Source organism: Streptomyces sp. NPDC051207, from assembly GCF_040682395.1.
Classification (GTDB): domain Bacteria; phylum Actinomycetota; class Actinomycetes; order Streptomycetales; family Streptomycetaceae; genus Streptomyces.
On the sequence record NZ_JBFBAX010000004.1, the window covers coordinates 41,027 to 61,878 of the forward strand.

General features: G+C 71.1%; 15 protein-coding genes, 1 tRNA gene and 1 pseudogene. 2 read left to right on the top strand and 15 right to left on the bottom strand.

What is annotated here, in order from left to right; all coding sequences use genetic code 11:
* Nucleotides 1–5: 5 nt before the first annotated feature.
* From AB0M97_RS05405 to AB0M97_RS05470, 14 genes are all read right to left on the bottom strand, one after another.
* Entirely contained in the window at nucleotides 6–674 is a 669-nt protein-coding gene (locus tag AB0M97_RS05405; RefSeq protein WP_365959405.1) for a protein-tyrosine-phosphatase, read from the bottom strand.
* Complete coding sequence (locus AB0M97_RS05410; RefSeq protein WP_365959406.1) at nucleotides 671–1,318, bottom strand: L-threonylcarbamoyladenylate synthase; 648 nt, start codon at nucleotides 1,316–1,318, stop codon at nucleotides 671–673. Before AB0M97_RS05410 ends, AB0M97_RS05405 begins: the two co-directional genes overlap by 4 nt.
* Before the next feature lie 52 nt (nucleotides 1,319–1,370).
* Nucleotides 1,371–2,210, bottom strand: a complete 840-nt coding sequence (gene prmC, locus AB0M97_RS05415) for a peptide chain release factor N(5)-glutamine methyltransferase (RefSeq protein WP_365959407.1) — start codon at nucleotides 2,208–2,210, stop codon at nucleotides 1,371–1,373.
* Nucleotides 2,211–2,281: 71 nt separating this feature from the next.
* Nucleotides 2,282–3,358 (bottom strand): peptide chain release factor 1, encoded by a 1,077-nt coding sequence (gene prfA / locus AB0M97_RS05420; RefSeq protein WP_365959408.1) that lies wholly within the window; start codon nucleotides 3,356–3,358, stop codon nucleotides 2,282–2,284.
* Nucleotides 3,359–3,465: 107 nt separating this feature from the next.
* Nucleotides 3,466–3,690 (bottom strand): 50S ribosomal protein L31, encoded by a 225-nt coding sequence (gene rpmE, locus AB0M97_RS05425; protein WP_189981746.1) that lies wholly within the window; start codon nucleotides 3,688–3,690, stop codon nucleotides 3,466–3,468.
* Between the two features lie 198 nt (nucleotides 3,691–3,888).
* On the bottom strand, nucleotides 3,889–5,013 hold the full coding sequence (locus tag AB0M97_RS05430) for an LCP family protein (protein ID WP_365959409.1): 1,125 nt from the start codon (nucleotides 5,011–5,013) through the stop codon (nucleotides 3,889–3,891).
* A gap of 211 nt (nucleotides 5,014–5,224) precedes the next feature.
* Nucleotides 5,225–7,021 (bottom strand): trypsin-like serine protease, encoded by a 1,797-nt coding sequence (locus AB0M97_RS05435; protein WP_365959654.1) that lies wholly within the window; start codon nucleotides 7,019–7,021, stop codon nucleotides 5,225–5,227.
* Nucleotides 7,022–7,168: 147 nt separating this feature from the next.
* Entirely contained in the window at nucleotides 7,169–9,211 is a 2,043-nt protein-coding gene (rho, locus tag AB0M97_RS05440) for a transcription termination factor Rho (protein ID WP_365959410.1), read from the bottom strand.
* A 402-nt stretch (nucleotides 9,212–9,613) separates the two neighbouring features.
* A complete protein-coding gene (gene thrB, locus AB0M97_RS05445; RefSeq protein ID WP_365959411.1) occupies nucleotides 9,614–10,531 on the bottom strand; it encodes a homoserine kinase in 918 nt (305 codons plus the stop codon).
* Nucleotides 10,532–10,910: 379 nt separating this feature from the next.
* Nucleotides 10,911–11,969, bottom strand: coding sequence for a threonine synthase (gene thrC, locus AB0M97_RS05450; RefSeq protein WP_365959412.1), 1,059 nt, complete (start codon nucleotides 11,967–11,969; stop codon nucleotides 10,911–10,913).
* A gap of 6 nt (nucleotides 11,970–11,975) precedes the next feature.
* Complete coding sequence (locus AB0M97_RS05455) at nucleotides 11,976–13,265, bottom strand: homoserine dehydrogenase (RefSeq protein WP_365959655.1); 1,290 nt, start codon at nucleotides 13,263–13,265, stop codon at nucleotides 11,976–11,978.
* Nucleotides 13,266–13,446: 181 nt separating this feature from the next.
* Complete coding sequence (gene lysA, locus AB0M97_RS05460) at nucleotides 13,447–14,838, bottom strand: diaminopimelate decarboxylase (protein WP_365959413.1); 1,392 nt, start codon at nucleotides 14,836–14,838, stop codon at nucleotides 13,447–13,449.
* Between the two features lie 22 nt (nucleotides 14,839–14,860).
* On the bottom strand, nucleotides 14,861–16,009 hold the full coding sequence (nrtL, locus tag AB0M97_RS05465) for an ArgS-related anticodon-binding protein NrtL (protein WP_365959414.1): 1,149 nt from the start codon (nucleotides 16,007–16,009) through the stop codon (nucleotides 14,861–14,863).
* Nucleotides 16,010–16,266: 257 nt separating this feature from the next.
* Nucleotides 16,267–16,800 (bottom strand): response regulator, encoded by a 534-nt coding sequence (locus AB0M97_RS05470; protein WP_365959415.1) that lies wholly within the window; start codon nucleotides 16,798–16,800, stop codon nucleotides 16,267–16,269.
* A gap of 542 nt (nucleotides 16,801–17,342) precedes the next feature.
* On the opposite strand from AB0M97_RS05470, the gene AB0M97_RS05475 reads away from it, so the two are divergent.
* Nucleotides 17,343–17,414: transfer RNA gene (locus AB0M97_RS05475), tRNA-Arg, on the top strand.
* An 876-nt stretch (nucleotides 17,415–18,290) separates the two neighbouring features.
* Here the strand turns inward: AB0M97_RS05475 and AB0M97_RS05480 are convergent.
* Nucleotides 18,291–18,953, bottom strand: a complete 663-nt coding sequence (locus AB0M97_RS05480; RefSeq protein ID WP_365959416.1) for a TetR family transcriptional regulator — start codon at nucleotides 18,951–18,953, stop codon at nucleotides 18,291–18,293.
* Between the two features lie 173 nt (nucleotides 18,954–19,126).
* Here AB0M97_RS05480 and AB0M97_RS05485 point away from each other — a divergent pair.
* Nucleotides 19,127–20,799: pseudogene (locus tag AB0M97_RS05485) on the top strand (ABC transporter ATP-binding protein).
* Nucleotides 20,800–20,852 lie beyond the last annotated feature (53 nt).

Below are 20,852 nucleotides of genomic sequence, written 5' to 3' on the forward strand. Positions count from 1 at the left end.
GCCCCCTAGGCCCTTGCGGGCACCCCTGTGAGAGCGGTGACCACGGGATCGAGCGCCTGGTGTATTTCGTCCCCGATGGACCGGAAGAACGTCAGGGGCGCCCCGTACGGGTCGTAGACCTCGTCCGCCTCGGCCGTCGGGGCCAGCAGCCAGCCGCGCAGCGCGGCCGAGGCGCGGACCAGGGCGCGGGCGCGTCCCACCACGCCGTCCTCGATCGGGGGCAGGGTCGCCGGGTCGATCGCCTTCACCAGGCGCGTGAACTCCTTCAGCGTGAAGGTCCGCAGGCCCGCCGAGTGGCCCATGGAGATGACCTGGGCGCGGTGGTCGCGGGTCGCGGTCAGCACCAGGTCGGCGCGGATCACGTGCTCGTCCAGGAGTTCACGGCCGACGAAGCCGGAGGCGTCCGCGCCGAAGTCGGCCAGCACGGCCTCCGCGTTGGCCTCCATGGGCGCGCCCTCGTGGCCCCAGGTGCCCGCGCTCTCCACGATCAGCCCGCCGCCCCCCGGGTCGCCGAGCCGGTCCGCCAGGAAATGCCGGGTCAGCCGCTCGGTGATCGGTGAGCGGCACACGTTGCCGGTGCTGACGTGGAGGATGCGGAAGGTGTCGCGGGGATGGTCGAAGTCCCCGCTGCGGTCCCCGTTGCCTATGCCGCGCCCCGCCTCAGGGGCTGTCAATTCGCCACCTCGAGGTCGGGTACCACCTTGCGCAGCTCGTCGGCCGGTACGGCGCCCTGGCGCAGCAGCAGCGGTACCTCGCGCGTGACGTCCACGATGGAGGACGGGACGTTGCCGGGGGTGGGGCCGCCGTCGAGGTAGACGGAGACGGAGTCGCCGAGCATCTCCTGCGCGGCGTCGCAGTTCTCGGGGGCGGGGTGGCCCGTGAGGTTCGCCGAGGAGACGGCCATCGGGCCGACCTCGGTGAGCAGCTCGATGGCGACCGGGTGCAGCGGCATGCGGACGGCGACCGTGCCGCGGGTGTCGCCGAGGTCCCACTGGAGGGACGGCTGGTGCCTGGCGACGATCGTGAGCGCCCCCGGCCAGAAGGCGTCGACGAGTTCCCAGGCCAGCTCGGAGAAGTCCGTCACGAGGCCGTGCAGCGTGTTCGGGGAGCCGATGAGGACGGGCGTGGGCATGTTCCGCCCGCGGCCCTTGGCGTCGAGCAGGTCGGCGACGGCCTCCGCGGAGAACGCGTCGGCGCCGATGCCGTACACCGTGTCCGTGGGCAGCACCACGAGCTCGCCACGGCGGACGGCGGACGCTGCCTCGCGCAGACCGGTCACGCGGTCGGTCGCGTCGTTGGTGTCGTATCGCCGTGCCATGTCTAGCGGGCCTCCTCGTACACGTACTGCGGGGGTGAAGTGCGGTGCGTGCTCACGGCAGCGCCTTGCGGGCGGTCGCGAACCGCGGGCGGTTGTTGAGATCGGGGTGGTCCGCGGCGTCGGTCCAGCCGCGGTCCTCGGCGAAGATCCACGGCACCTGGCCGCCCTGGGTGTCGGCGTGCTCCACGACGACGACGCCGCCGGGGCGCAGCAGCCGGTGCGCGGTGCGTTCGATGCCGCGGATCAGGTCGAGGCCGTCCTCGCCGGAGAACAGGGCCATCTCCGGGTCGTGGTCGCGGGCCTCGGGCGCCACGTACTCCCACTCGGTGAGCGGGATGTACGGCGGGTTGGAGATGACCAGGTCGACCTGGCCGTCGAGGTCGGGGAACGCGGTCAGGGCGTCGCCCTGGCGCAGCTCGACCCTGGAGCCCTGGACGTTCTTGCGGGTCCACCGCAGGGCGTCCTCGGACAGCTCGACGGCGTACACCCGGGAGCGCGGCACCTCCTGGGCGAGGGCGAGCGCGATGGCGCCGGAGCCCGTGCACAGGTCGACGATGCAGGGCTCCACGACGTCCATGGCGCGTACCGCGTCTATCGCCCAGCCGGCCACCGACTCGGTCTCCGGACGCGGCACGAACACCCCGGGCCCGACCTGGAGTTCCAGGTACCGGAAGTAGGCGCGGCCGGTGATGTGCTGGAGGGGTTCGCGGGCCTCGCGGCGGGCGACGACCTCCCAGTAGCGGGCGTCGAAGTCGGAGTCCTTGACGGTGTGCAGCTCGCCGCGCTTGACGCCGTGCACGAACGCGGCGAGTTCCTCCGCGTCGGTGCGCGGCGAGGGCACGCCGGCGTCGGCGAGCCGCTGGGTGGCCTGGGCGACCTCCGCGAGCAGCACGCTGCGGGGGCTTGGGGGTCGCCCCCCAAAATGTTGCTGCACGCAAGTCCTCCGAAGTGCTCGTACGTGGGTTACGCGGCTGCGAGCCTGGCGGCCGAGTCCGCGTCGACGCACGCCTGGATCACCGCGTCGAGGTCGCCGTCCAGGACCTGGTCCAGGTTGTACGCCTTGAAGCCGACACGGTGGTCCGAGATGCGGTTCTCCGGGAAGTTGTACGTGCGGATCTTCTCGGAGCGGTCGACGGTGCGGACCTGGCTGCGGCGGGCGTCGGCGGCCTCCTTCTCCGCCTCCTCCTGCGCCGCGGCGAGCAGCCTGGAGCGCAGGATACGCATCGCCTGCTCCTTGTTCTGCAGCTGGCTCTTCTCGTTCTGGCAGGAGGCGACGACTCCGGTCGGAATGTGCGTGATGCGCACGGCGGAGTCGGTCGTGTTGACGGACTGGCCGCCGGGTCCGGAGGACCGGTAGACGTCGATGCGCAGGTCGTTCGGGTTGATCTCGACGTCGATCTCCTCGGCCTCGGGCGTGACGAGCACACCGGCGGCGGAGGTGTGGATGCGGCCCTGCGACTCGGTGGCCGGCACGCGCTGCACGCGGTGCACGCCGCCCTCGTACTTCAGACGGGCCCACACGCCCTGGCCGGGCTCGGTGGCGCCCTGGCCGCCCTTGGTCTTCACGGCGACCTGGACGTCCTTGTAGCCGCCCAGCTCGGACTCGGTGGCGTCGATGATCTCGGTCTTCCAGCCGACGCGCTCGGCGTAGCGCAGGTACATCCGCAGCAGGTCGCCGGCGAACAGGGCGGACTCGTCGCCGCCCGCGCCCGCCTTGATCTCGAGGATGACGTCCTTGTCGTCGCTGGGGTCACGCGGCACGAGCAGCAGGCGCAGCTTCTCGGTGAGCTCGTCGCGCCGCTGCTCCAGCTCCTTGACCTCGGCCGCGAACTCCGGGTCGTCGGCGCCCAGTTCGCGCGCGGTCTCGATGTCGTCGCCGGTCTGCTTCCAGGAGCGGTACGTGGCGACGATCGGGGTGAGCTCGGCGTAGCGCTTGTTCAGCCTGCGCGCGTTGGCCTGGTCGGAGTGGACCGAGGGGTCGGCGAGCTTCGTCTCCAGGTCGGCGTGCTCGGCGACGAGTTCCTCGACGGCCTCGAACATCTTGGGCTCCTGATACTGCGGTGAGGGGGAAGGGCGGGCGACCAAAAACGCCGGTCCCGGCGCGCCCCTGGGAGGGGCGGGGCCGTGGACCGGCGGGTTGGGGCTCGCTACTTCTTGGAGCCGGCGGCAGCCTTGCCGAAGCGGGCCTCGAAGCGGGCCACACGGCCACCGGTGTCGAGGATCTTCTGCTTGCCCGTGTAGAACGGGTGGCACTCGGAGCAGACCTCGGCCCGGATGGCGCCGGACTGGATCGTGCTGCGGGTGGTGAACGACGCGCCACAGGTGCAGCTGACCTGCGTCTCGACGTACTCGGGGTGGATGTCGCGCTTCAAGGTGTCTCCTAGGTTCCGGGAGGGCGCCGGGTCGCCGCCGCGGGATGCGGGAGCGTGAACCGGAGCCGACGTACCAGTCTGCCAGGACTGGGGCCATCCCCCAAAACGCGGGGTCGGTGGGGTCTATTCCGCGCGGGTGCGCCGTGGTCGCTCGCGCCCACGCGGCAAACCCGCGCACCGATACCCGCCCCGCGCCCCTCAGGGGGCGTCGACGACGCCCTTGGCATCGCCCGCGGCGGTGCCCTGGGTGGCCTTCTCGGGGATCGGTCTGTCGTCCTTCAGCGCCTGCCAGACCTGCCGGGCCTTCTTCTCCTGGATGAGGACCCGGTTCGGGTCGGCCGGGTCGTAGCGGACCGGCAGTGTGACCATGTCCAGGTTTTCGGCGGTGATGCCCTCCAGGCCGTTGACGAAGGACATCAGGGAGTTCACCGAGGCCAGGTCGGAGTCGGTGGTGACCGTCCGGGTCGCGGTGTCGGCCAGGTCGTACAGCTTCTTGGGGCTGGTGAAGACGCCGACCTCGTTGACCTGGGTGATCAGGGCCTTGACGAAGGCCTGCTGGAGCTGGATGCGGCCGAGGTCGGAGCCGTCGCCGACGCCGTGCCGGGTGCGGACCAGGCCGAGGGCCTGCTCGCCGGTCAGCCGGTGGGTGCCCGCCTTCAGCTTCAGGTGGCTGTCGGGGTCGTCGATGTCCTCGCCGGTGGTGACCTCCACGCCGCCGAGCTCGTCGACCAGCTTCTTGAAGCCGGCGAAGTCGACCTCCAGGTAGTGGTCCATGCGCAGGTCGGTGAGGGACTCGACGGTCTTGACCGCGCAGGCCGCGCCGCCGGTGGCGTAGGCGGAGTTGAACATCACGCCGTCCGCGGCCTCGTGCGTCCTGCCGTCGCCGTCGGTGCACTCGGGGCGGTCGATGAGGGTGTCCCGGGGGATGGAGACCACGCCGGCCCTCGTGTGGCCCTGGTAGAGGTGCACGACCATCGCGGTGTCGGAGCGGGCGCTGCCGTCGTCCGTGCCGCCGCCGAGCTTCTTGTTGCCGCCGGAGCGGGTGTCGGAGCCGAGGACGAGGATGTTCCGGGAGCCGTCGTCGGCCTTCTGGGGCCGGTCGGTGCCGAGGGCCTGGTCGATGTCGACGCTGTTGATGTTGCCGTTGAGCTTGAGGTACAGGTAGCCGGCGCCGGTGCCGCCCAGGACGACGATGCCCGCCGCGACCCAGGCCGTGATCAGCAGGCCTCTGCGGCGCCTGCCGCGCGTCTCGCGGCGGCGCCGGTCCGTGGTGCCGGTCTCTCCCGCTGTACCGGGATGGTCCGGCGTGCTCTCGGCAGACAATGTGCTCCTCGGCTCTCGTCCGTTCGGTTACCCCCTGCGTCCGGTTCCAGGCCCGGGGCGGCCCGTCGGTGGTGGTCCCACCATCGTCGCCCTGGTCGGGCAGGAGCGGGAACCGGCACACCGGGTCGCACCACGCGCTGTGCCCGCCGGGTGTCCCGGCGGGCACGGAGTGTTGCGGATCAGCCTCGGAGAGCGGGGCTCACCTGGCGGTTCAGCCCCAGAGGTCGTACCGCTGGAAACCGGTGCCGAGCGAGATCCTCGCGGCGAAGATCTCGCTGGTCGCCTTGCCGGTGCCCTTGTAGAGGTAGAGCGTGCCGCCGGAGGTGCGGGCCAGGAAGTCGGCCTTGCCGTCGCCGGTGACGTCCCCGACCGCGTCGAAGGCGTTGTAGCCGCTCCAGGTGCGGACCTTGATCCGGCTGGAGAAGGCGCCCGAGCCGCTCTTGCCGGTGCCCTTGTAGAGGTACACGGAGCTGTTGCTCTTGCTGCGGGCGATCAGGTCGGTCTTGCCGTCGCCGGTGAAGTCGCCCTGGCCGCGCACCGAGTTGTACTGGTTCCAGCCCGAGCTGACCTTCACGCGGGGCGAGAAGGTGCCGTTGCCCTTGCCCGGGTACAGCCACAGGTAGCCGCCCGAGTCGACGGAGAGCAGGTCGGGCAGGTAGTCGCCGCTGACGTCACCGGGGACGATGATGCGGGTGCGGGTCTTCCAGTTGTCGGCGATCTGCTTGGTCGACCAGGTGCCGCTGGAGTGCACGTAGTGGGCCCAGTACACGTCGCCGGTGGAGGAGGCGCGGTAGACGAGGTCCTCGTAGCCGTCGCGGTCGAGGTCGGTCTGCAGGACGGTGTTGACGCCGGACCAGTCGCCCCAGGACTCGCGGGCGCCGAAGGAGCTGCCCGTGGAGTTCTTCGAGAAGCCGGTGCGGGTGGCGGACTCGCGCACCCACAGGTCGGCCCGGTGGTCACCGTTGATGTTGGTGTCGTCGATGCGCGGGTAGGTCGCGCCGACGTACGCGCTCGCCTTGGCGAAGACGCTGTAGGCGCCCTTGGCGACGCAGTCCTGCACGCCCCACGACACGACGCCGACGATCCGGTTGTTCACGATCAGCGGACCGCCGGAGTCGCCGTTGCAGGCCGTGGTGGTGCCGGCGTCGGAGCCGGTGGCGGGGTTGCCCGCGCAGACCATGTGGCCCTTGACGAAGTCGGCGCCGTAGTAGCCGGCGCAGGTGCCGTCCGACTGGATCGGCAGCGTGGCCGTCTTCAGCGTCTCGGAGACGTTGTCGCTGGTGGAGCTGGTCCGGCCCCAGCCGTAGACCTTGGCGCTGGTGCCGGCCGCGTACGAGGCGGTGTCGCCGGACGTCGTCATACGGATCGGCGTCGCCCTGACCGGGTTCGGCAGCGTCAGGACCGCGATGTCGTTGTCGATGGTGGCAGCGCTGTACGACGGGTGGTTCCACTGCCGCCACACGCCGGTGACGGTGCCGCCGTGCAGGTCGGTGTTGCCCGCGCTGTCGGTGGTCGGCAGTTGGGCTGTGCCGGTGACGACGGCGCCGTTGGCGTGCCAGTTGTAGCCCTTGACGCAGTGCGCGGCGGTGAGGATCTTCGTCGGGGCGACGACGGTGCCGCCGCAGAAGAAGCCGATGTCGTCCGCCTCGGACGTGGTGCCCCGGTCGTCGTAGTACCAGAGCTGCGCCATCCAGGGCGCCGACGAGATGCTGGTCGTCGTACCGCCGATGATCTTGGCGTCGGCGGTGGGGCCGTCGTCGCTCGCGCTGAACGACTCCTTGCCGGTCTTGCCCGCGGTGTCGTCACCGGCGACGGCACCCGCGACGCGCCGCTCCAGCTCGGTGAGCGAGGGCGCGCTGGTGGCGGGCTTCACCGTCGGCTGCGGCAGCGCGGTGGCGGCGCCCGCGGACGACGTCAGCAGCGCCGCGGCGACGGCGGCGGCGACACCGGCCGCCGCGACGGGCAGGGCGATACGCAACCGGCGTCTGTGACGCCCGCCTCCGGACATGGATGTACCCACGCAAGTCCCCCCTCGGGATCAGAAGTTCGGGCACGCGACGAAAAACAGCCCGAAGCAGCGTGATCGTACACCTGTCCGAGAACAGCGCAGTGGCCGCCCTGCGAACAGGACGGCCACTGCGTGCACCCGGGAGCGTCAGTCGCCGTTGCCCGGCGTCGGCGTCGTCTTCTGGATCTGCATCAGGAACTCGACGTTCGACTTGGTCTGCTTCATCTTGTCGAGGAGCAGCTCGATCGCCTGCTGCTGGTCGAGCGCGTGCAGCACCCGGCGCAGCTTCCAGACCACGGCCAGCTCCTCGTTGCCGAGCAGGATCTCTTCCTTGCGGGTGCCGGACGCGTCGACGTCCACCGCCGGGAAGATGCGCTTGTCGGCGAGCTTCCGGTCGAGCTTGAGCTCCATGTTGCCGGTGCCCTTGAACTCCTCGAAGATCACCTCGTCCATGCGGGACCCGGTGTCCACCAGCGCGGTGGCGAGGATGGTCAGCGAACCGCCGTCCTCGATGTTGCGGGCCGCACCGAAGAAGCGCTTCGGCGGGTACAGGGCGGTCGAGTCGACACCACCGGACAGGATGCGGCCGGAGGCCGGCGCGGCGAGGTTGTAGGCACGGCCCAGACGCGTGATGGAGTCGAGCAGCACGACGACGTCGTGGCCCAGCTCCACCAGGCGCTTCGCCCGCTCGATGGCCAGCTCGGCGACCGTGGTGTGGTCCTCGGCCGGACGGTCGAAGGTCGAGGAGATGACCTCGCCCTTCACCGACCGCTGCATGTCGGTGACCTCTTCCGGACGCTCGTCGACGAGGACGACCATCAGGTGGCACTCGGGGTTGTTGTGCGTGATCGCGTTGGCGACCGCCTGCATGATCATGGTCTTGCCGGTCTTCGGCGGAGCCACGATCAGACCGCGCTGGCCCTTACCGATCGGCGACACGAGGTCGATGATGCGGGTGGTGAGCACGCCCGGGTCCGTCTCCAGGCGGAGGCGGTCCTGCGGGTAGAGCGGCGTCAGCTTGTTGAACTCCGGGCGTCCTCTGCCGTGTTCGGGCGCCATGCCGTTGACGGAGTCGAGTCGGACCAGCGCGTTGAACTTCTCGCGGCGCTCGCCCTCCTTGGGCTGGCGCACGGCGCCGGTGACGTGGTCGCCCTTGCGCAGGCCGTTCTTGCGGACCTGGGCGAGGGAGACGTACACGTCGTTCGGGCCGGGCAGGTAGCCGGACGTCCGGATGAAGGCGTAGTTGTCGAGGATGTCCAGGATGCCCGCGACGGGGATCAGGACGTCGTCCTCGGCGATCTGCGGCTCGGACGTGATCTCGTCGCGGCCACGACGGCCACGGCGGTCTCGGTACCGGCCGCGACGGCCACGCCGACCGCCCTCGAAGTCGTCGTCGTCCTGCTGCTGCCGGCCGCCACCGCCGCTGCCCTGCTGGCGCTGGCCCTGCTGCTGGTTCTGCTGGTCGTCGCCCTTGCCACGGCGGTCACGCTCGCCGCGGTCACGCTCACCGCGGTCCCGGTCGCGGTCACGGCCGCGCTCGCGGCGGTCCCTGCGGCGGCCCTCGCCGCCCTCACCGGCGTCGCCGCCCCGGTTGTCGGCGCGGTTGTCGCCCTTGCCGTCGCCCTGCTGGGACTGCGGGGACTGCTGGGCCGGCGTCTCGGCCTTCGGCTCGCTCTTCGCCTCGGCGGCGACCGTCTCGGCGCTGCCCGCGGGGGCGCCGGCGTCGGCCGTGGCGCGGCGCCGGCGGCGCTCGGCCGGGGCGTCGTTGCTGGCGGGCTGGCCGGGGATGTCGATCTGCTGCTGGGCCGGCTCGGCGGGGGCCTCGGCGGCCTGCTTCTGCGCCTTCTTCTCGGCCTTGTCGGCGGCGGCCTCGTCACCGGTACGCACCCGGGAGGTGGTCCGGCGCTTCGGCTTGGCCTCGGCGGCGTCGTCGGCCTTGGCCGGGGCGGCCGCGCCTCCCGCCTGCGCCTCCTTGATGACCTCGATCAGCTGGCTCTTGCGCATCCGCGCGGTGCCCCTGATACCGAGGCCGGATGCGACCTGCTGCAACTCGGCCAGCACCATGCCCTCGAGGCCGGTACCGCGGCGCCGCCGGGAGCCGGCACCGGTGGCAGGCGCGGAGGCGTCCGTGGCGGGCGCGGCAGCGGTCTCCTCGACACGTGCGCCCATCAGATCGGTGGTGTCGCTCACGAAGGGTCCTTCCCTGGAGCGGACGTCGGCCTGTCTGGCTCGGCGACCGGTTGTGCTGTCCGGCTACGGTCCTGTTCTCCATGACCGTGCCGGGGCGGTGGTCCGCCAAAGCGGCGGAAGAGATTGCTGGTGATGGCGCTTCCTCGAGCCGTGGCAGCGAGTGTCACGTGGCGTGGTCGCACCTGCTCCGGAGCGTGCCCGGCGGGCCGCTCAGTGCTCACGTACCGCGTACTTCCCGCATACGAGGTACCGAACACAGTGCGACTTGGGGGGCTCCCGGAAGAATGTCTGTCCCGGACGGGGACACAAGGCACCTCGCCACGGTGGGGTCGGGTGCAGACTTGAGATTAACACTACCGGATCCAACAAACATTCCCCCTCTCGAAATCCGGCAACCGTGTGTCAGGTGGCAAGCGGCAGCACGCTCGCTCCCCGCAGATCGAGGCCGAGCCGGTTGGCCGCCCAGTCCTCGCCCGCCAGCGCTTCGACCTTGTCGGCGGTGCCGGCGTCGGCCAGCGCCATGACCGTGGGCCCGGCGCCGGAGATGACCGCGGGGATGCCGACCGACCGCAGCCGCTCGACCAGCGCCGCGCTCTCGGGCATGGCGGGGGCGCGGTACTCCTGGTGGAGGCGGTCCTCGGTGGCGGGCAGCAGCAGCTCGGGGCGCCGGGTGAGGGCCTCGACGAGCAGGGCGGCGCGGCCCGCGTTGACGGCGGCGTCGACATGCGGCACGGAACGCGGCAGCAGGCCGCGGGCGGTCTCGGTGAGCACCGGCTTCCCGGGGACGAAAACCACTGGAACGACGGAATCGGCGGGTTCCATCCTGATCGCACGGGCCGCGCCGGACTCCATCCAGGACAGGGTGAAACCGCCGAGCAGACAGGCCGCCACGTTGTCCGGGTGGCCCTCGATCTCGGTCGCCAGCTCCAGCAGGCCCGCGTCGTCGAGGCGGGCCTCGCCGCCTATGGTCACCGCGCGGGCGGCGACGATCCCGGCGCAGATGGCGGCCGAGGAGGAGCCGAGGCCCCGGCCGTGCGGAATGCGGTTGGCGCAGACGATCTCCAGCCCGCGCGGCTGACCGCCGAGGACGTCGAACGCGGTGCGCAGGGAGCGGACGAGCAGGTGGTTCTCGTCGCGCGGCAGGGTCTCGCTGCCCTCGCCCGCGATGTCGATGTGCAGCCCGGAGTCGGCCACCCGGACGACCACGTCGTCGTAGAGCCCCAGCGCGAGGCCGAGGGCGTCGAAGCCCGGGCCGAGGTTGGCGCTGGTGGCGGGGACGCGCACCCGGACGGCGGCGGCGCGGAACGCTGGACCGGCCATCGCTCGTTGACTCTCCTTGAGCTGCGTGACTGTCGGACGACGTGCAATCGGCATCCGATGGTGTACGAGAACCCGGGGGCCGCGCTGTCGGCCGGGGAACCGGCCGCGTCGGCCGCGGGGACGGCGCGGCACCGCGGCATATGCGGCGGGCGGGTTCGGTACAGCCTATCGAAGGAAGGTTCCGTCAGGACATAGGGCGCACAGGAGGCGCACGATGCGTGTCGCAAGCCCCCTGTGCACCCCCCGTAGGGAGACTTCCCCAGGTAAGCGCCGTCTTACGCGTCCCACGCGTGCGTGTGCGTCGGACGCGTACCGGCTCCCGGATCAGGCCTTCCGACCCGGCCCTCGGACCGGACACTCAGGCCTGAGGTCCTGACTCTCAGACCAGACCGAGGCGCTCGGCCGCGGCGGCGGCGTCGACGGGGACGGTGACCGGCTGCGGCGCGCCGGCGACGGCCCAGTCCGGGTCCTTCAGGCCGTTGCCCGTGACGGTGCACACGATCCTCTGCCCCGGGTCGACCTTGCCCTGCTCGGCGGCCTTCAGCAGGCCGGCGACGGACGCGGCGGACGCGGGCTCCACGAAGACGCCCTCCTGCGCGGCCAACAGCCGGTAGGCGCGCAGGATCTCACGGTCGGTCACCTCGTCGATGACGCCGCCGGACTCGTCGCGCGCGGCCAGGGCGTACTGCCAGGAGGCCGGATTGCCGATGCGGATGGCGGTGGCGATCGTGGACGGGTCCTTGACCACCTCTCCGCGCACGATGGGCGCCGAGCCGGAGGCCTGGAAGCCCCACATGCGCGGGGTGCGCGTGGCGACGCCGTCGGCGGCGTACTCCGTGTAGCCCTTCCAGTAGGCGGTGATGTTGCCCGCGTTGCCCACCGGCAGGACGTGGAGGTCGGGTGCGTCGCCGAGCATGTCGACGATTTCGAACGCGGCCGTCTTCTGGCCCTCGATACGCACCGGATTGACCGAATTCACCAGCGCCACGGGGTAGTTGTCGCTGAGCCCGCGCGCGAGGGTGAGGCAGTCGTCGAAGTTGCCGTCGACCTGGAGGATCTTCGCGCCGTGCACCAGGGCCTGGCCCATCTTGCCGAGCGCGATCTTGCCCTGCGGCACGAGGACGGCGCAGACCATCCCGGCGCGCACGGCGTAGGCGGCGGCGGAGGCCGACGTGTTGCCGGTGGAGGCGCAGATGACGGCCTTGGCCCCCTCCTCCTTCGCCCTGGAGATGGCCATGGTCATGCCGCGGTCCTTGAAGGACCCGGTCGGGTTGGCGCCCTCCACCTTGAGGTGGACCTCGCAGCCCGTGCGCTCGGAGAGCACCTGCGCGGGCACGAGGGGCGTGCCGCCCTCGCGGAGCGTCACGACCGGCGTGGTGTCGGAAACCGGCAGCCTGTCCCGGTACTCCTCGATGATGCCGCGCCACTGGTGGGTCATTGCTGGTTACTCTCCTTCAACCCGCATGATGCTGGCGACACCGCGCACGGTGTCGAGCTTGCGCAACGCCTCGACGGTTCCGCCGAGGGCGGCGTCGGACGCACGGTGGGTGACGACGACGAGGGAGGCCTCCCCGTCCTTGCCCTGCTGCCGAACCGTGTCGATGGACACGCCGTGCTCGGCGAAGACGGTGGCCACCTGGGCGAGGACACCCGGTTTGTCGGCCACGTCCAGACTGATGTGGTAGCGCGTGACGACATCGCCCATGGGCGACACGGGCAGCGCGGCGTACGCGGACTCGCCGGGGCCGGTCGAGCCGCTGAGCCGGTTGCGGCACACGGCGACCAGGTCGCCGAGCACGGCGGAGGCGGTGGGCGAGCCCCCGGCGCCGGGGCCGTAGAACATGAGCTGGCCGGCGGCGTCGGACTCCACGAACACGGCGTTGTAGGCGCCGCGCACGGAGGCGAGCGGGTGGCTGAGCGGGATCATCGCCGGGTGCACGCGTGCGGTGACGGAGGCGCCGTCGGCGGCCCGCTCGCAGATGGCGAGCAGCTTGATGGTGCAGCCCATCTCCCTGGCGGAGGCGAAGTCGGCCGCGGTGACCTCGGTCATGCCCTCGCGGTAGACGTCGTCGAGGCGCACGCGCGTGTGGAAGGCGATACCGGCGAGGATGGCGGTCTTGGCGGCGGCGTCGAAGCCCTCGACGTCGGCGGTCGGGTCGGCCTCCGCGTAGCCGAGCGCGGTGGCCTCGTCCAGGGCCTCCTGGTAGCCGGCGCCCGTGGAGTCCATCTTGTCGAGGATGAAGTTGGTCGTGCCGTTGACGATGCCCATGACGCGGTTGATCTTGTCGCCGGCGAGGGACTCGCGCAGCGGCCGGATCAGCGGGATCGCGCCGGCGACGGCGGCCTCGTAGTAGAGGTCCTTGCCGTGCTCGTCGGCGACGGCGTGCAGGGCGGCGCCGTCCTGGGCGAGCAGCGCCTTGTTGGCGGACACCACGGAGGCGCCGTGCTCGAAGGCGGTGGTGATGAGCGCGCGGGCGGGCTCGATGCCACCGATGACCTCGACCACCACGTCGATGTCACCGCGTTTGACCAGGGCGGTGGCGTCGGTGGTGATGAGGGAGGGGTCGATGCCCTCGCGCGCCTTGGAGGGCCGCCGCACGGCGACTCCCGCGAGCTCGACGGGCGCCCCGATCCTGGCGGCGAGGTCGTCGGCGTGCGTCGTCATGATGCGCGCCACCTCTGAGCCGACCACTCCACAGCCCAGCAGCGCCACCTTCAGCGGACGCGTACGCATCATCCGACCTCGTTTCCTCACATACCGAATACGCGAATACGGTGGAACCAGTCTCACTCACCGGACGGGACTTCCTGCGCCTCGTCCGGATCGTGAGACGTCTATTTCATTTCGGCGGCCGGGGAGACCGAAGATCTTCCGACGGCCGCACGTCTGCCTTGGTCAGGCGGCCACGGCCCCGTCATCCGACGTCGAGGCGCAGGAGGTCCTCCTCCGTCTCACGGCGGACGATCACCCGCGCCTCGCCCTCGCGGACGGCGACGACCGGCGGGCGCGGCACGTGGTTGTAGTTGCTGGCCATCGACCGGCAGTACGCACCGGTCGCCGCCACCGCGATCAGGTCACCGGGTGCCAGGTCGGCCGGCAGGAACGCGTCCCGCACCACGATGTCACCGCTCTCGCAGTGCTTGCCGACCACCCTCGTCAGCACCGGCCCCGCGTCGGAGACCCGGGAGGCGAGCACGACGGTGTACTCGGCGTCGTACAGCGCCGTACGGATGTTGTCCGACATGCCGCCGTCGACGGAGACGTACGTGCGCAGCCCGTCGAGCTGCTTGACCGTGCCGACCTCGTACAGCGTGAAGGCGGTGGGCCCGGCGATGGCCCGGCCGGGCTCGACGGAGATCCGGGGCGTGCGCAGCCGGGCGGACTCGCACTCGCGGACGACGATCTCGTTCAGCGCCTTGGCGATCTCGTGCGGCTCGCGCGGGTCGTCGTCGCTGGTGTAGGCGATGCCGAGCCCGCCGCCGAGGTCGATCTCGGGCAGCTCGACCCCGTGCTCGTCCCGGATGTCCCTGAGCAGTCCCACCACCCGGTGGGCGGCGACCTCGAACCCGGACATGTCGAAGATCTGCGACCCGATGTGCGAGTGGATGCCGATCAGCTCCAGGCCGTCGAGCTGCAACGCCCGCCGCACGGCCTCGGCGGCCTGCCCCCCGGCGAGCGGGATACCGAACTTCTGGTCCTCGTGCGCGGTGGCGATGAACTCGTGGGTGTGCGCCTCCACGCCGACCGTCACGCGAATCTGCACCCGCTGCCGCGTGCCGAGCTCCTGGGCGATGTGGGCGACGCGCACGATCTCCTGGAAGGAGTCGAGCACGATCCGCCCGACCCCGGCCTCGACCGCGCGCCGGATCTCCCCCGCGCTCTTGTTGTTGCCGTGGAAGGCGATCCGCTCGGCGGGCATACCCGCGGACAGGGCGGTGGTCAGCTCGCCCCCGGAGCAGACGTCGAGATTGAGCCCTTCCTCGTTCAGCCACCGCACGACGGCACGCGAGAGGAACGCCTTGCCGGCGTAGAAGACATCGGCGTCGGGCCCGAAGGCGGAGCGCCAGGCGCGGGCACGGGCCCGGAAATCGGCCTCGTCCAGCACGTAGGCGGGGGTGCCGAACTCCTCGGCGACGCGCTTGACGTCGATGCCGCCGACGGTGAGGACGCCGTCCTCGTCGCGCGTGACGGTCTGCGCCCACACCTTGGGGTCGAGGGCGTTGAGATCGGTGGGCGGGGCGGTGTAGTGCCCCTCGGGGAGGACGTCGGCGTGACGGGGCCCGGCGGGGTGTGCGGAACGGCTCATTTATCCGGTGACTCTCTACGTCTCAGAGGTGGTCGGGTGCGTCGATGCCGAGCAGGGACAGGCCGCCGGCCAGCACCGCCCCGGCCGCTTCGGCAAGCGCGAGCCGGGCACGGTGGGCGGCCGAGGGTTTCTCCTCACCGACGGGCAGTACGGCGGGCAGGAAGGACAGCACGGCATCGGCGACGTCGACGAGGTGCCGGGCAAGACGATCGGGGGCGTGCGCGGTGGCGGCGGTGGCGAGGATGCGGGGGTGGATGGCGAGGGTGGTGAGGAGGGGGGCGGGGGTGGCCTCTCGGGGGCTGTTGCCCGGGCCGGCCGTTCGAGCGCCGGTGCTGGGGCCGGCCAGGGGGCCGGGCTCGGGGGTGAAGCCGAGGTCGGCGGCGTTGCGGAGGAGGGCGCGGGTGCGGGCGTGGGCGTACCGCACGCGGAAGAGGGGGTTGCTCTCCCGCTGGACGAGATGCTCCTCGCCGATGCGGGGCCGGTCGTGGGACGCGGGGTGCAGCAGCGCCCAGCGGGCGGCGTCGCGGCCGAGGGGGGTGGGGTCCGCAGGGGCGGGGGCGGGCTGGATACGCATCGGGGGGTGGGCGCGGAGGGTGCTGCGGGGGGCCTGGACGGTTTGATGACGCTGGTGGCCGTCGAGACCGAGGATCCGAACCCAGTGGGACTCGGGCGGCGCGTGGCAGCTGGTGCGCACGTCGGCGCCCCGGGCCCGCAGCAGCCGGGCGACGACGTCCATGACGACGAGGGCGCGGACTTCGCCGGGGGCGTGGAGGGAGACGGCACGACGGGTGCCGGCGTCGGCATCGGCATCGGCATCGGTGACGTGCCCGTACCGGGGGCCACACCGCAGGATCTCCGCGACGAGGGCGGCGGGGGCACTGTCACGGAGCCGGATGTTGAGGAACCCGGGAGGGGTGACCACCACATCCTCGATGGCGTGACCGGGGCCGAGGTCCAGGAGGTGGGCCTTGAGGATGCCCGCGACGCGCAGGGGCGGCTGCCCGGCGGGCCGGGCGAGCTGGAGGGCGACGTTGGTGGCGTAGTCACCACACCCACCGGGCCCGGGCGGCCCGACCACGACACGCTCAGGAAGGGTCACGCTCAGCTCTCCCCCGTCGACAGCACGGCGCACGGCGTGCAGCACGGTGCGGGAGAGCTCGACGGGGGTCACGGGACAAGCGTAGGGGAGGAGGGGGGTGGGTAGGCCAACCAGTTTGGGCGGGTCCCGGGATGTGGACGGGACGGGCGCGCGCAGGGGGTCGGCTTCTTGGCGCGGGCGGGCGATGTGCGCGGGTGTCGCCGTGACGGTGGCTCGCTCGACGGCGACGGCGGGGGCATCGGGGGGCGTCAGCTGCCGACGACATCGGGAGGGGTCGGCTGCCGACGCATCGGGAGGCGTCAAGCTACTGCTGGCGGGCTCGCGCGACGTCAGCTGCCGGCGGGCTCGGCCTCCCCGGCCCCGAGGACGCTCCCGCACCCGGAGGAACCACCGGAACTGTCGGCACCGGCCGGGCCACCCTCACCGTGCCCCCGCTGCCCCTTCCGCTCGACCAGCTGCCGGACGACGCGGACGAGTTCGGCGGGCTCGAAGGGCTTGGCGAGGAAGGCGTCGACGCCGACGTCGAGGCCGGCATCGACGTCGAACTGCGTGCACGCGCTGACGATGGCGAGGGGAAGGTCACGGGTAAGCGGATCGGCACGCAGCCGCGCGGCGGTCCGGATGCCGTCGAGCCGGGGCATGACGACGTCCAGGGTGACGACGTCGGGCCGCACCTGATGGACGACTTCAAGACACTCGGCACCATCGGCCGCGGTCACGACCTCGAGCCCTTCGAGCTCGAGATTGACCCTGATCAGCTGCCGGATGACCTTGTTGTCGTCCACAACGAGGACCCGGCCCGAAGCGCCTGGCACAACTCGAGAGTAGGTCGACACCGGCCAGCGCGTCCGGGTTTTCCCCACTTCCACCCCGTGCGGGGGATGCGGGCATTCATGCTGACGCGGCGGGGGGTGGGTTGCGGGGGGTGGCGGGAGGGCTGGGGCGTGAGGAGGGCCGACGGAAGGACGGGGGCTGGGGTGGCCGAGGCGGCGATGAGGGCTTGCGGGTGACTTGGGCGGGAGGGAGAAGCGCGGGACGGGGAGGCCGGCGGGACCGGGGGGGGGATCGGGGGGAGGCGCGCGGGGCCGGGGAGGCACGCGGGAACCACGGAACTGCAGAAGGTGGCGTGAACGACGGAGCGACGGGTGCATGCGCGGCCGACGGACGGGACGGCAGAGCCAGGAGGACGCGGATGACTGAGGCGGCACGGAGGAGACGGCGGAGCCATTCCCGGTCGGGACGGCGGAGACACACGGACGCGGATGGCGAAGCCCGGACGAAGCCGACCACGAGGCCAGGGCCGCAGCCGGGAACGTCCCGACGTGCGAGAAACCAGTTCATGACCACCCCGAAGGAGCTGGTAGTGTTCTACCCGTCGCCGCGAGCAACGCAAGCGCCGCGACACGCCCCCGTAGCTCAGGGGATAGAGCAACGGCCTCCGGAGCCGTGTGCGCAGGTTCGAATCCTGCCGGGGGCACTCCGGGAAAAGCTTCTGGCCTGCAGAAATACAGGTCGGGAGTTTTTGCGTACACGCCGAAACGCACACGGTCTTTTGACCGTTGCTCTTTTTCAGCCCCGTAGCGTCGCGAACAACCTGGCCAGCACTCGCGGTTGACGGATTTCCGAAGGTCAAAGCCACTTCGCGAGGTGCTCGGCAGCCATACTGACGACAAAGTTCGGACCCTGGCACGGATCTGGAGAGAAACGTGGCCTTCGCGCCGAGAACCGCTTCTGACCTGCCTGAATGTGGCTGACGCCACACGGAAACGTAAGCGGTCTGGTGGGTCGTTGCCGTTTCGGCTCTGGTGCCGCCACTCCGGCTCCGGATGTGGATGGAAGCGCCGGCGGGGGCAGCTGCGTTCACCGGAGCGCCTTCGATGCTGTACCGGCGCATCCAGCAACCGGGCCAAATGCGCGTGCAGGTAACGGGCGGACTCCTCGGCTGCTCCCAGTTCCCGGCGCAAGATCCTCGCACCGCTCATCGACTTGCACCCAGCACTTCCGCAGCCGCGTCACCAGCTCCTCGTATACCTGTCCATCATCCTCTCGCGAGGGGCTACCCGTGTTGGGCAATCGCTCCGGTATGTCCAGGAAAAGCCGCATACAGCGCGCCAGCATCTCCGCCTCCGTGTGGAACTGGCTCGCCGCCCTCTCAGTGCCCAGGCTCCTGGCGGCGGAGCGCCGTGCAGCGGCCGGGCACGAGAGTGCTGGATGACCGGTCAGGTTGAAGCCGGACCGAAGCCGCCGCGTCCGCCGGAGAACACGTCGCCGACCCGACTGATCCGCGCGGGACAGCTTCCGAATACCGATCGTCCAGCGCTGGCCGCAGGCGCACCGCTCGGCGTGGTGGCCGTCATCGGGAGATGGTCAGGTCCAGGGCGGCGGGGACCTCGGCGAATGCCTCTTGTACGCGGCGGGCGAGGGTGGCGCGGCGGCCGTAGCCGGTGTCGCCGTCTTCGCCGCGGCCGGCGGACCAGTTCTTGGCGCCGCACCGGTAGACGCCGAGGGTGACTTCGCCCAGCAGCCGCAGCCGTACGTCCCAGCGGCTGTCCGTGCCGAGTTGCTTCTCCAGTTCCTCGACCAGGCGTTCCTGGGCCTGGAAGGACAGCATGGTGCTGTGCTTGCGCAGGGCGGCGGAGCCGGCGATAAGCCTGCGGGTGCGCAGGAAGCGTTTCTCCCAGTCGCCGCGCATGCCGTGGATCGTGGAGATCAGCGTCGTGTGGAGGGCGGTGAGCACGGAGCCGTCGAGTTCGGTGCGGGTGAGGGCTTCGATGTAGGCGTCCCACAGCTCCGCCTCGGCGGCGATCGCCACGTCTTCCTTCGAGGCGTAGTGGCGGAAGAACGTCCGCTTGGAGATTTCGACGGTGTCGACGATCTCGTTGAGTGACACCGCGTCGAAGCCCCGCTCAGTGAAGAGTGCCAGCGCCGTCTCCGCCAGCGCGCGACGGGTGCGCAGCTTCTTCCGCTCCCGGAGCGGGAGTTGCGCAAAGGGAGGGGAGGAGGAGTCCGGCACCATGCGGCCGAGTGTAGCCGTCCGCACCCCAAGGTAATTTGCCACTGGGTTTACTTTGCCTCGTGTGGCATAGTCGCCTTGGTAGCGCTATGTCCGCGCGTCGAGGGATTCCTGGGGGTTGCCTTGCTCTGCCGGCTCTTACGCGCGCGTCGCGTCCCTACGCAGGCAAGGTGGTGATGGCGCTGCAGCTGGCACAGACGCTCGCGACACTCTGGCTGCCGACGCTGAACGCCGACGTCATCGACAACGGTGTGGCCGAGGGGACAGCGGCTACGTCCTGCGCACCGGGGCCGTGATGCTCGCGGTCACCGTGGTGCAGGTCGTGTGCTCCGCCCTGGCGGTGTACTTCAGTGCGCGTATCGCCGCGGGGGTGGGCCGTGACCTGCGCGCCGTGGTGTTCCGCAAGGTCCAGGGCCTGTCCGTGCGTGAGGTAGGGCGGTTCGGGCCGTCGTCGCTCCTCACCCGTACCACCAATGACGTCCAGCAGGTCCAGATGCTGGTGCTGATGGCGCTCACCATGGTGGTGGTCGCCCCGGTCATGGGGATCGGCGGTCTGGTTCTGGCGCTCGGTCAGGACGTCCTCATGTCACTGGTGTTGCTGGCCGTCCTGCCCGTACTCGCCGGCGTCCTGACTCTGATCATCGGGCGGGCGGGGCCTGTCTCCCGGGTCCTTCAGGGACGCATCGACCGCGTCAACAGCATCGTGCGGGAACAGCTCTCGGGAATCCGCGTCATCCGGGCCTACGTCCGGGAAGACCACGAGCGGGCCCGGTTCGCCGACGCCAACGCGCAGCTCACCGCAGCTTCGCTGCGGCTGGGACGACTGATGGCCCTGATGAAGCCGGCGGTCATGCTGGTCATGGACGGGGCCGCTGTTCTCGTGCTGTGGTTCGCCGGGCACCGGGTCGACGACGGGGCCATGCCGGTCGGTTCGCTCCTCGCCTTCCTGCACTACCCGTTGCAGATCCTGCAGGCCGTGCTGATCGCTGCGGCTGGCTTCCTCGCGGCGCCGCGCGCCGTTGTCTGCGCCCGGCGCATCACGGAGGTGCTCGACACCGAGACCGGTGTCCGCGCTCCTGCCACGCCCGTCCCGCTCCGAAGCGGCCGGGGGCTGTTGGAGATATGGGCTGTGGAGGTCCGCTACCCGGGTGCCGAGGAATCTGTGCTGCGCGGTGTCGATCTGATCGCCCGTCCCGGCGAGACGACCGCCGTCATCGGTTCCACCGGCGCGGGCAGGTCAACCCTCCTGAGCCTGGTGCCGCGCCTGTTCGACCCCGACCGGGGCTCCGTCCAGGTCAACGGCGTCGATGTCCGCGACTTGGACCCGGCCGTCCTCGCGGCCACAGTCGGCCATGTGCCGCAGAAGCCCTACCTCTTCTCCGGCACCATCGCTTCCAACCTCCACTACGGCAACCCGCAGGCCACCGACGAGGAGCTCTGGCGCGCTCTGGAGATCGCCCAGGCGCGCGACTTCGTCGAAGCGCTGCCCGAGCGGCTGGGTGCGCCGATCGGTCAGGGCGGGCACAACGTCTCCGGGGGCCAGCGGCAGCGGTTGTGCATCGCCCGGACGCTGGTCGCCCGGCCGGAGATCTACCTCTTCGACGACTGCTTCTCCGCCCTTGACCACGGCACCGAGACCGCCCTGCGCGCGGCGCTCAAGGACGCCCTGGCCGGCGCCGCCGTCGTCCTCGTCGCGCAGCGTGTGGCCGCCATCCGCGACGCGCACCGCATCGTCGTGCTGGACGAGGGCCACATCGTCGGCACTGGCGTCCACAGCGAGTTGCTGGCGGGCAACGCCAGCTACCGGGAGATCGCTCTGTCCCAGCTCACCGAGGAGGAGGCCGCGTGAGTGACGAGAGCGCCGACAAGGCGCTGCGCTTGCGGGCTACCGGCCTGCGGCTG

Coding starts and splice junctions, on each gene's coding strand:
- AB0M97_RS05410 (WP_365959406.1), bottom strand. CDS start 1,318: ATGGCACGGCGATACGACACCAACGACGCGACCGACCGCGTGACCGGT.
- prfA (WP_365959408.1), bottom strand. CDS start 3,358: ATGTTCGAGGCCGTCGAGGAACTCGTCGCCGAGCACGCCGACCTGGAG.
- AB0M97_RS05435 (WP_365959654.1), bottom strand. CDS start 7,021: ATGTCCGGAGGCGGGCGTCACAGACGCCGGTTGCGTATCGCCCTGCCC.
- thrB (WP_365959411.1), bottom strand. CDS start 10,531: ATGGCCGGTCCAGCGTTCCGCGCCGCCGCCGTCCGGGTGCGCGTCCCC.
- thrC (WP_365959412.1), bottom strand. CDS start 11,969: ATGACCCACCAGTGGCGCGGCATCATCGAGGAGTACCGGGACAGGCTG.
- AB0M97_RS05455 (WP_365959655.1), bottom strand. CDS start 13,265: ATGCGTACGCGTCCGCTGAAGGTGGCGCTGCTGGGCTGTGGAGTGGTC.
- lysA (WP_365959413.1), bottom strand. CDS start 14,838: ATGAGCCGTTCCGCACACCCCGCCGGGCCCCGTCACGCCGACGTCCTC.
- AB0M97_RS05480 (WP_365959416.1), bottom strand. CDS start 18,953: ATGGTGCCGGACTCCTCCTCCCCTCCCTTTGCGCAACTCCCGCTCCGG.